Raw genomic sequence first — 12,367 nt, 5'->3', positions numbered from 1 at the left:
GACCCTCTGCCGCCCAGGCCTCCCCGTCCGGCCCGTCTCCCGTCCGGGCCGTCCGCCGCGCGGGCGGTGGCCGAACGCCCGCAGCAGGAAGGCCGCCCCCGCTGCACGGAAAGGGTTCCGCCCCCACCCGGCCGGGTGGGGGCGGAACCCTTTCCGTCACTGACGCGCGATCCGTGCGTCCGGGTGTCAGCCCAGTTGCTTGATCGTGTCGTAGCCGCTCGACCTCAGCGTGGTCGCCGATCCCAGGCTGGTGGCGCCGCCGTCGTAGAGGAGCAGGGCTCCGGCCGCGTTGGTCGCCCAGACGTCGGGGATGCCGTCGCCGGTGGCGTCGGGCGTGCCGTAGATCTGGGGGTAGGCGGCCCGGGTGAAGGTGGTGGAGGCGTAGGTGTCGTCGCCGTCCAGGCTCGAGCTCGACAGGCCCAGGCTCTTGAGGACCGTGCCCACGCCGTCGCTGTCGAGGATGCCCTTGCGCAGGATGATGTTGCCGGCCGCGGTGCGGTAGGTCATGTCGGCCGCGCCGTCGCCGTTGTAGTCGGCGATGGCCACGAAGTCCCGCTCGGCGTCGCCCCAGGAGGTCGACGTCATCTGGATGGCCTCGCTGAACGTCCCACCGCTGTAGCCGCTGAAGACCCACAGTTCGGCGCCGTTGACCCCGGCCGCCGCGAAGAGCTCGGGCTGGCCGTCACCGGTGATGTCGCCCGCCGACTTGATCTCGGAGAAGGTGGACGGGGCGGGGGCGTTGGCGGGGAGACGCACCTCGACGCGCTTGCTGACGTCGATGGCGCCGTAGCCGTCGCCGGGGTAGATGAACAGGCGGCCGTCGGGGGTGCGGACGACCCAGTCGGTGACGCCGTCGCCGGGGGCGAAGTCGCCGTTGTGGGTGACCAGGGCGTACGTGCTGCTGCCGTCCCAGATGTGCGGGGCGGTGCCGCCGTCCTTGATCAGGGTGCCCTTGTCGTGGGTGCCGAAGGCGCTGGACATCCAGGTGCCGCCCTGGGACACCGAGTCGATCCAGAGGTTGCCGGCGGCGGTGACGTGCGCGAGGTCGGCGGAGCCGTCGCCGTTGAGGTCGCCGGGGCCGTCCGGGAGGGAGCGCGGCTTGACGTAGAAGAAGTACTTGCGGGGGTTGGGCGAGATGTTGCCCGCCGAGTCGACGGACTTGACGTACAGGGTGTTGGGGCCGGCGGCGGGCGGCTTGATACCGGTGATGGTGGCCGTCTTGATGGGCGTGGTGCAGGCCTTGGTGAGGCCGCCCGTGGTGCCCTGCGATCCGGAGCAGGCCCAGCCGGCGTAGCTGGTGCCGTTGATGGAGTAGACGAACTTCACGATGTCGGTCTCGGTGGCGGAGCCGACGGCGAAGGTGAAGCTGCCGCTGCCGCCGAAGGGGTTGACGGACCAGACGTCGGGCTCGCTGTCGCCGTCGTCGTCACCGGGGAACTCCGTGGAGACCACCGGGGCGGGGGAGTCGGGCAGGTCGGTGTCGTAGGTGAAGCGGCACACGCCGTCACCGCCGGTGGGCGCCCAGCCGCTGCTGGCCTTGGCGTCCCAGGCGCGCACCCGCCACGAGTAGGTGATGCCGTTGGTCAGGGACGACTTGATCGAGATTCCGCCGACCTCGCCGTCGTCCACGGACTTGGTGAAGGTCTTCGTCGTGGTGTCCTGCTTGCCCGTCTGCCAGAGCTGGAACTCCAGCTTGCTGAGGTCGCTGTCCGGGTCGGTGGCCTTGCCGCTGATGGTGATGGTGTCCGCCTTGCCGACCTTGATGTACGGGGAGGCGCTGGTGTCGCAGGAGCCGGGGCTCATGGTGACGGACGTCGGGGTGTTCGGCTTGCGGTTGTAGGTGATGCTCAGCGTCGGGGAGCCGCCGCCCTCGGCCTGGAACTTCTTCCAGGAGTAGGCGTCCGTCTCCAGGCTGCTGGAGGACGTCGTGGGCGCGGAGCTGGACGTGGAGGCCACCAGGCCGAGGTTGAAGCTGGTCCAGCCGTTGTCGGCGGCCTCCTGGGCCAGGGAGGTGATGGTGAAGTTGACGTAGGCGTCCGGGCAGGAGCTGTTGGACTTCCAGCCGTACGCGAAGGACTTGGAGGTGATCTTCCGCTTCCAGCCGGGCTGGCGGTTCCAGGTGGTCTTGGAGCTGAAGCTGTCCGTGCGCCACACCTGCACCGTGCGCTTGCTGCACGACCAGGAGTGGGTCTCCAGGACCTTCAGGGTGGAGCTGGAGACGTCCGCGCCCTTGATGGAGTTCTTCAGCTGCATGCGGAAGAACGAGCGGGCGGTGCCCCAGGTCTGGCTCTCGAAGCCGACGCGGGCTTCCTTGGTGTCCTCGTTGTAGTTGGCGCCGTCGTAGAAGCTGGAGTTCGGGTACCGCTTGTAGACCGTGGTCCAGTTGGCGCGGATGCCGGTCGTGGACGGGTCGAGGAACAGCGGGTAGGTCAGTCCCTCGGTCTCCGCGAGGTAGTTGTCCGGCGGGGTGATGGTCAGCACGCCGTCCTGGAAGGCGGCGGCGGCCGTCGTCGCGTGGCCGCCCTCGCCGGGGCCGTTGACGGCGGGCAGGGCGAGGGTGTCGGTGGCGGCGGCGGGCACACCGTAGGCGGCGGGCTCGGCGCCCGGCTCCGTGGTCCGCGGCGCGTCCGGGTCCTCGTTCGGGACCTTGTCGGCCGCGTCGCCGGTGTCCTCGCGCGCCGGACCCTCCTCGACGACCTCCGGGTCCTCGTTGGTGCCGGTCGCGGCGTCCGGGTCGGTCGCCGCGGCGTCCGTGGCGTGCGTGCCGGCGGAGTCCCACAGGAACGGCGTGGGGGAGACGGCGACCTCGTTGCCGGCGCTGTCCTTGGCCATCAGCACGTCGGTGCCGGGGTCGAGGGTGAAGGAGAGGGTGGGCGAGGTGACGCGGTAGCGCGGCGGCTCGGCGGCGAGCTTCGCGGCGGCCTCGGGCGTGTGCACGACCAGGACGTGGGTGTAGCCGGTGTCGCGCGCGGACAGCATCAGGTCGACGCCGGGCAGGACGCCCTTGTACAGCGCGCGGTTGTCCTCGACGACCGGCTCGGGCAGGGTGCCGGGCCAGTCCATCCGGATCTCGTTGCCGCCGGCGGTCATGGTCAGCAGCGGCGTCCAGGACGCCGCGTCGTCGATCCGGTGAGCGGTGCCGCCGCTCCGGCCGCCGGTACGGAAGACGGCCGACCGGACGGTGCCGCCGGAGGTGCGTGCCGCCGCCTTGCCGGCCGGGGCGCGGTCCGGGTCACCGGACGAGAAAGTCACCGGGTACGGGCTGTTGACGGTGTGCCAGCCCTTGTCGTCCCGCTTCAGCGTGGTGTCGATCGGCGCCCATTCCCCCTCGTCGTTCTTCGCGCGCAGGGGAGCGACGGACGACGTGTAGGTGAACGAGCCGTCGGGGTTGGCGTACGTCGTGGAGAACTCGTCGGTCAGCGTGGCGACTTCGACCTTCTTGCCGCTCTTGCGCGCCCGGAGCTGCGCCTCGTCCTCGTCGACCGGTTGCGCGGCGCGCTTCGTCCTGGCGTCGGACGTGTCACCGCCGCCGTCCCTCAGGGAGAGCACGGCGGCGCCACCGGCCAGCACGGCCAGTGCGACCGCGGCGGCGATCGCGCGCCTGACTCGTGGTCTGCCAGGGGGACTTGACTCGGAGTCTGTCGCCGGTGCGGTCGCTCCGGTGGCGCTGTCGAGGTCGCTCACGGGCCCTTCTCCAACAGGCTGGGCCGCGGTGCGGCGGTTGCCGCTGCGGCATGGCTCTTTCGGGGGTGCCCTCGGGCCTGCTGACAAGCCGTGATGAGCGCGTGACGCGCCGGGATGGGCGGTTGGAGTATGAACAGCTCGTCCTTACGAGATCAACACCCTTGGGGCGGCGGTCGCGGGGCGAGACGCGGCAAAGGGCGCTGAGGTCAATTTTTTGATCATCTTTGTGACCCTTTGCGGAGTGACATAACTCACTCACATCTTGTGCAACTTGACGAGGATCTTCACAGGGCCTTTATTTCGTGCCCAGTTGTAAGTCGTTGATCATCGTGTGATCACCATGTGCCATCGGTCTGCGCGTCTCTGATGGTTTGTGACTCGGAAAGGGTCGATTGGCCGTGCGTGGGGTGTTGTCTTGGTGCGGCAGGGGTTCGCTGGCGAGAACGCCGCGGGAGCGCCTGATCCGTCGTAGAACTCGGACCGGTGTCGTCGCCGGTCTGGTCCTTGCCCTCAATGTCACCCTGCTGCCCGGCGCGATGGCCTTCGGGCCCAGCGACCCCCGTACGGCGGTCGAGCTCGCCGACCTGCAGGAGACGGACGCCGTCCCGGTCGACGCCGAGAAGACCGACAAGCTCGAAGAGCTCGCGGGCGAGGCCTCGACCGAGCCGGAGAAGGCCTACACGCCGGCGGCCGTCGCCGAGGTGCCCGGGGTCACCGGCACCAAGGCCGTCGACAACCTCACCGCGGGCGCCACGACCGAGGTCGCCGCGTCGGCCGACGGCACCCTGAGCATCGGCGTCGGCGCGCCGGACGGGGCGACGCCCGAGCAGGTCGACGCCCTCGAGGGCCAGTGGTCGATCGCCGCGTCCCCCGAGGACGAGGCCGTCGCCAACGGCGCGCAGGGCCTCATGCTCGCCGTCGACGCGCCGGACACCGCCACCGGTGACGCGGTCGTCTCCATCGACGCCACCAAGCTCGCCGAGACCTACAGCGCCCAGTGGCTGGACCGGCTCTCCTTCACCCTGATGCCGTCCTGCTACGCCACCACCCCCGAGGTGGAGGAGTGCTCCACGGGCATCCCGGTGACCACCGACGTCGAGCGCACCGGTGACACCGTCACCGTGCCGCTGGACGCCGGCGACTCCTCGGGCTCCGAGGCGGACCCCGGTGAGGACACCGCGACCGACGAGGTCACGGAGTCCACGGACGCCACCGCGCAGGTCCCGGAGACCCTGGTCAACGTCACCCTGGACACCGCCGCCCTCCAGGCGGTCTCCGCCACCGCGTCCACCGCGACCGCGAACACCGCCGCGAGCACCGGGAACGACTCCACGGTGAGCTCCGCGGTCTGGCGCGACGGCCGGGCCGCCGACGCCGTGCAGCAGATCGCCGACGCCTCCGGCGGCGGCCTCCTCGTCGGCAGCTCCTACGGCGCCGGCGCGGGCGGCGACTTCGGCGCCAGCCCGATCGTCTCGGCGGGTTCCTGGACGGCCGGCGGCTCCTCCGGCGCCTTCACGTACTCGTACACGATGGCCGGGCCCCAGGTCCCCTCGGGCCCGACGCCCAACGTCACCCTCAGCTACAGCTCGCAGACCTCCGACGGCCGTACGTCCTCCACCAACAACCAGGTCTCCTGGGTGGGCGAGGGCTGGGACTACAACCCCGGCTCCATCACCCGCACCTTCGTGGGCTGCGCGGCCGACACGGCCGACGCCAACAACAAGGGCCACTTCACCGGCGACCAGTGCTGGGGCTCGTCCAACGCGGTCCTCTCCCTCAACGGGACCACCACCGAGCTGGTGCGCGACGACACCACCAAGGAATGGAAGGGCGCCCGCGGCGAAAACATGCGGGTCGAGCTGCTGACCGAGGCCGACTACAAGAGCGTCGTCGGCAGCGACGTCACCCACAGCTCCAACAACGGTGACAACAACGGCGAGTTCTGGCGCGTCACCACCGACGACGGCACCCAGTACTACTTCGGCCTCAACCGGCTGCCCGGCTGGTCGTCCGGCAAGGACGAGACCAACTCGGTGCTGAACGTGCCGGTCGCCGGCAACCACGACAGCGACCCCTGCTACCAGCCCAAGTTCGCGGACTCCTTCTGCAACCAGGGCTGGCGCTTCCAGCTCGACTACGTGGTCGACACCACCGGCAACGCGATGACGCTGTGGTGGGAGAAGGAGAAGAACGCCTACGCCCGGAACATGAAGGAGGCCAGCGCGGTCTCCTACGACCGGGGCGGCTACCTCACCCACATCGACTACGGGCAGCGGGAAGGCACCCTCTTCTCCGAAGAGCCCCTCGGCCGGATGAAGTTCAACGCCAAGGAGCGCTGCTTCGACGACCCGGCCCTCAACGTCGCGTGCACCAACGCCAACTTCGACTCCAAGCAGTCCGACCGCACCCGCCCCTGGTTCGACACCCCCGCCGACCTCGCCTGCGTCAGCGGCAAGAAGTGCACCACCTACGGCCCGACCTTCTGGTCGCGCAAGCGCCTGGCCTCGGTCGACGCCTGCACCCAGCGCGAGCAGGGCGTGCGGCTGACCGAGTACTCCTCCGACGCCGACGGCAACGAGACGGGCCAGCGCAACGCCTGCGGCGTGGACGGCGACTCGGCCACCACGACGCTGCTGTCGAAGGTGGACTCCTGGACGCTCAAGCAGTCCTTCCCCTGGAACCTGACGGGCGAGTACACCGCCCTGTGGCTGGAGTCCATCACCCGCACCGGCTACGCGGTGGACGGCTCCACCGACCGCCTCAACCCGATCTCCTTCGGCCACAACGAGACGGCGCTGCCGAACCGCGTCAAGACCAGCGCCTCCGACACCAGCCCGCTGTTCGCCCGGCTGCGCATCCAGGACGTCGTCTCCGAGTACGGCGGCCGCACGCACGTCGACTACAAGGCCCCCGAGGGCAAGTGCCTCACCGGCGCCGAGCGCCCGGCCATCGACAAGAACCACTCCCTCTGCTACCCGGCGTACTGGCACGCCGACGGTGAGCTGGAGGACAAGCGCATCTCCTGGTTCCACAAGTACGTCGTCGCGAAGATCACCGAGTTCCCGCGTCTCGCCGACGCCCAGGACATCGTGACGACGTACGAGTACTCCACCGACAGCGACGCCGTCGACGGCGCGCTGTGGGCGAAGAGCCAGTCGGAGTTCTCCCGCCCGAAGAAGCGCACATGGGACGACTTCCGCGGCTTCCCGACCGTCACCACGACCACCGGCAGCACCGACGCCGTCGACGGCAGCACGGCCTCCAAGTCGGTCACCCGCTACTTCCGCGGCATGAGCGACGACGTCCTCGCCGACGACACCCCGGGCACGGCGTCCGACGACGTCAAGCGCTCCGTCACGATGACCGACATCACGGGAGCGACGCTCAAGGCCGACCTGAAGGCCTACGCCGGCATGGTCGCCGAGTCGCTGACCTACCCCGACGCGAGCGCCGACACGGCCACCGGCTGGATATCCCGCACGATCAACATCCCGGACACGCCGGTCCGTCTGGCCACCCGCAACCGGACCGACGGCCCGGACGTCGTCTCCGAGCGCGTCACGCTCGGCAAGACCTCGACCATCACCAAGGCCTCCGGCAAGGGCGCGGACGGCGCGACCCTGCGCACGGTCACCACGGAGACCGACTACGACGCCACGTACGGTCTGCCGACCGTGGTCCGCGAGTACGGCGACGTGGCCGCCACCGGCGACGAGTCGTGCACCGCGACCTCGTACGTGCACAACACATCGGGTACGAACCACCTCATCGGCCTGGTCGCCCGGACCGTCACCACCACCGGCACCAGCGCCTGCTCCGCCGACCTCTCCAGCTCGACGGGCTCGACCCTGGTCAGCGCCTCGCGCATGTACTACGACGGCGCCACCTCGCACACCGCCACGCCCACCAAGGGCCTGGTGACCAGGACGGAGGCGCCGACCGGCGCCGGCACGGGCTGGGAGACGACCAACCCCGAGTCGCGCACCGAGTACGACGACACCGGCCGCGTCGTCAAGGTCACGGACCCGACGGGCGTGACCAACCTGACCAAGTACACGCCAAGCAGTGGCCAGGTCTACCGGATCGACACGGTCACCGGCAGCAAGGTCGTCGACGGTGTGGAGACCGGCTTCACCGAGATCACCACCCTCGAGCCCGGCCGCGGCACCACCATCAAGGCGACCGACGCCAACAACCGCGTCACCACGTACGACTACGACCCGCTCGGCCGCGCCGTCGCCGCCTGGGACGCGACCCAGACGGCCACGGACGACCCGACCGTCAAGTACACCTACAACACGGACCCGCAGAAGCCGGTGTCCGTGGTCACGGAGTCGCTGTCGGAGAACCCGAGCACCGCCGCCGGCGACGGCGTGTACGACAGCTCCACCACGATCTACGACGGCCTGGGCCGCGAGCGGCAGAGCCAGACCCCGGCGGTCGGCGGCGGACGCCTGATCACCGACACCCTGCACAACGCCGCCGGTCAGGTGCGCTACACCCGCAACGCCTACTACATGGAGGGCGACCCGGGCACCGACCTGGTCGTCCCCGCCTCCGAGTCGCTCGTCCCCAACGCCACCTCGTACACGTACGACGGCCTGGGCCGGGTGCTCACGGTGACGCCGGTGCACAGCTCCTTCGCGCAGACCGGTGAGACGTACTACAAGAGCGACGGCTCGGTGGCGCACGTCAGCACCGACCGCCGCACCCGCTACGAGTACGCCCTCGACTACACCGTCATCCGCCAGCCGAAGGGCACGCCCGCCTCCCGGGTGTGGACGGACGCGCTGGGCCGCACGGTCCGCCAGGACACCTTCAGCGACACCTCGCTGACCGAGGCCGGTGCGATCAGCACGACCTACGCGTACGACCTCCGCGGCGACATGGTGACCAGCACCGACGACGTCGGCCACACCCGCACGTGGAAGTACGACGCGCTGGGCCGGGTCACCGACACCACCGACCCGGACACGGGCGCCACGCACACCGACTACGACGCGTTCGGCCGCGTGTCCAAGGCCACCGACGCCCGCGGCCAGACCGTCTCGTACACCTACGAGCGCCTGAACCGCGTCGAGCAGGTCAAGGTCACCCCGAAGGGCTCGACCACGGCCACCCTCGCCCAGTCGTACGTCTACGACGGTGCGACCGGCGGCAAGGGCCAGCTCGCCTCAGCGACCCGCTACACCGACGGCAAGGCGTACACCACCTCCATCGCCGGCTACACGGCCGACTACCAGCCCACGGCGATGACCACGGCCCTGCCGCCCGGCTCCACCGCGGGCCTCACCGCCGACGGCTTCGCCACCCAGTACACCTACACGTACGACTACAACGACGACGGCCAGCTGGAGAAGTACACGACGCCGGCGGCCGGCGGCCTCAGCGCCGAGGCCGTGGTCACCCGGTACAACCAGGCCGGCCTGCCGACCTCGGTCTCCGGCCAGGACTGGTACACCTCCGAGGTCGCCTACTCGCCCTACGGCCAGGTGCTCCGCTCCACCGTCGGCGAGCAGGGCCACCGCCTGTGGCAGGAGAACACCTTCAACGAGTCGACCGGTGAGCTCCTCACCAGCAGGCTCGTCCGGGAGGACGCGACCGACAAGACGCTCGTCCCCGACAACTATGTGAGCACCCGCGCCTACGCGTACGACCCGTCGGGCAACGTCCTGTCCGTCAAGGACAAGACGGGCTCGGCGACCGACCAGCAGTGCTTCAAGTACGACGTGCTGGGCCAGCTGAAGGAGGCCTGGACGACGCCGGGCGGCGGCGCCTGCGTCGCCACGGGCAAGACCACCGCCGAGCCGGTCTACTCCGACGGCAAGGTCAACGTCTCCTCCAACAACTCCGGTTACTGGCAGTCGTACGACTACGACGTCCTCGGCAACCGGGTCAAGAAGACGGCGCACAAGGCCGACCCGACCTTCACGTCCGGCGTGCGCGACACCAAGGGCGACGTCGTCACCGACTACGCCTACGGCACCAGCGACACGGCGAAGAACGACCAGCCGCACACGCTGACCTCGTACACGACGACGTCGACGACGGCGGCGGGCGCGACGGTCACGACGCGATCGACGCAGACCTACGACGCCGCGGGCGAGCTGGAGAACCGCTCCACCGGCGGTGACACGGCCCAGACCCTGACCTGGACCTGGGACGGCAAGGTCGAATCCGTCACCGGCTTCGGCGCGGACGGTTCCGGGGCCTGGGTCGGCGCGAACGAACTGTGCATCGACCTGAGCAGCTCGAACACGACCCCGGGCACCGCCCTGCAGGTCTGGGCGTGCAACGGCAGCAAGGCGCAGAACCTCAGCATCCAGGGCACCGACGCCGACAACAACGGCACGGTCGACACCGCGGGCGTCGGACAGTTCAAGGTGGCGGGCCGCTGCGCCGAGCCCACCAGCACCGCCGCCGGCTCGGCCGTCCTCATCCAGACCTGCAACACCGCTTCGGACACGCAGACCTGGAAGACGCTGCCCACCGGCCAGATCCAGCACGTCAAGTCCACCCTGTGCCTGTCGGTGCCCACCGCCACGGTCAGCACCGACCTGACCCTCGCGGCCTGCAACTCGACCGTCGCCACCCAGCTGTGGAAGCCCTCCGCGAAGACGACGTACGTCTACGACGCCATGGGCAACCGCCTGCTGGAGCGCACGGCCAACGGCGCGGTGCTGAACCTGCCCGACACCAAGGTCTCGATGAGCCTCACGGGCAAGGTCCGCTACGCGGAGCGCAGCTACGCGGGCATCGGCGGACCGGCGGTCACCCGCTACCGCGAGCTGAGCTCGACCGGAACGAACGAGCAGGTGTTCGCCCAGGCGACCGACCTCAACGGCACCCCGGTGGCGGAGGTCCGTCTGGAAGGCGGCATGGCCGTCCGGGTGGCGAAGAAGGACCCCTGGGGCGAGGACCGCGCCACGAACCTGGGCCCGCGCTCGCACACCGGCTTCCACACGGGTGACGACGACGCCGAGACGGGTCTGACCCACCTGGGCGCCCGCGAGTACGACCCGGGTACGGGCCGCTTCATCTCGGCGGACCCGGTCCTCGACCAGAGCGACCCTCTGCAGGCGAACGGCTACTCGTACGCCAACAACAACCCCGTGACGCACGCGGACCCGAGTGGTCTGACGTCCTCGGCATCCAGCTTCGACGCCTCGATCGCCGCGCTGGACAAGAAGATCGCCGAGTACCAGAAGACCCTGAACCGCTCCATCGGCGACGTGATCCTCGCGACCGGCTGGGCCGTGTTCAAGGAGTTCATCGGCTGGAACGACGTCGTCGGCTGCTTCTCCCAGGGCGACCTGTGGGCCTGCGGCAGCCTCCTGATGGACGCCATCCCGTGGACCGCCGTCTTCTCCAAGGGCAAGAAGATGTGGGGCGCCTTCAAGGCGACCCTGGGCGCGGTGAAGGCGTTCCGCGCGGCGAAGAAGGCCGCCGAGATCGGTATCAAGGCCGCGAAGGCGGCCAAGGCGGCGCTGATCAAGGCCAAGAAGGCCGCGGAGGCGGCTGCCGCCGAGGCCAAACGCAAGGCACGCGCGGCGGCCAAGGCAGCGGCCGAGGCAGCCAAGAAGAAGGCCCACACCGGCTCCAAGGGCGCCAGAGGCAACCCGGTCCAGGTCAAGGCCCAGACCCAGGCCCAGTCCAAGGGCACGAAGGGCGGCGGCAAGGCCGAGAACAAGTCCGGCGGCTCGCGGAACGGGTCCGGTAAGGAGGACTCGGGCGGAGACGGTGGGTCCGGCGGTGATGCGGGTGGAGAAGGAGCCACCTGTAACAGCTTCACGCCGGAAACCAAGGTCCTGATGGCCGACGGCACCGCCAAGCAGATCAAGGACGTCAAGGCCGGTGACAAGGTCCTGGCGACCGACCCGGAGACGGGCGAGACCGCGGCGGAGACGGTCACTGCCGAGATTCTGGGCAAGGGCGTCAAGCATCTGGTCAAGGTCACCATCGACACCGACGGCAAGAAGGGCTCGAAGACCGCCGAGGTCACTGCGACGGACAAGCACCCCTTCTGGGTCCCGGAACTCGGCGACTGGATCGACGCAACCGACCTCAAGTCGGGCGAATGGCTGCGCACCAGCGCCGGCACGCTCGTGCAGATCACGGCGGTCAAGCGTTGGACGGCGCCGGATGCGACGGTGCACAACCTCACCGTCAGCATGCTGCACACGTACTACGTGCTGGCGGGGGCCACTCCGGTCCTGGTACACAACGTCAACAGCTGTCAGGTTGATTACGGATCGACAGATCTGAGCATGATGGCAATTGACGCCCGAAAGGCGAATGGCTGGACGAGAAGTGCGCGCAATGTCTCCGTCTGGGAATACAAGGACGGCAACGGAGATTTGCAGACGGTCGTGACAAGAAGTGGGCCGAAGCATGCCGAGAGGAAGGCCTGGGATCAGCTTCAGGCGCTGGGTGTGGATGCTGGCTCCGTCACGCGCGTGTACACAGAGCTTGAGCCCTGCACCTACGGATACTGCACTGTCTTCTTGAATCAGTTCACGAACGCCTCGGTGACGCACAGCTTTGAATATGGCGCCACCTCTGCGTCGCGACGATCAGGAATCAATGCGCTCAAACGGGGGTTGACAAAAATCAGGAGAGGGGTCTTCGACTGACTCCGCATCCTTCCTGAGTGAGGGGAAGCCGGACCGACGAGGTGAAAACG

At 69.3% G+C, this 12,367-nt stretch carries 2 protein-coding genes; one reads left to right on the top strand and one right to left on the bottom strand.

The window, feature by feature from the left end; all coding sequences use genetic code 11:
* Nucleotides 1-186: 186 nt before the first annotated feature.
* Nucleotides 187-3,684, bottom strand: a complete 3,498-nt coding sequence (locus tag ACIHAR_RS30945; protein ID WP_400022746.1) for an FG-GAP-like repeat-containing protein — start codon at nucleotides 3,682-3,684, stop codon at nucleotides 187-189.
* A 407-nt stretch (nucleotides 3,685-4,091) separates the two neighbouring features.
* On the opposite strand from ACIHAR_RS30945, the gene ACIHAR_RS30940 reads away from it, so the two are divergent.
* Nucleotides 4,092-12,317: a polymorphic toxin-type HINT domain-containing protein gene (locus ACIHAR_RS30940; protein WP_400022745.1), complete on the top strand. Its 8,226-nt coding sequence runs from the start codon at nucleotides 4,092-4,094 to the stop codon at nucleotides 12,315-12,317.
* Nucleotides 12,318-12,367 lie beyond the last annotated feature (50 nt).

This window comes from Streptomyces sp. NPDC052016, assembly GCF_044548445.1.
Lineage (GTDB): Bacteria > Actinomycetota > Actinomycetes > Streptomycetales > Streptomycetaceae > Streptomyces.
This window is presented reverse-complemented; position numbering and strand designations above follow the sequence as displayed.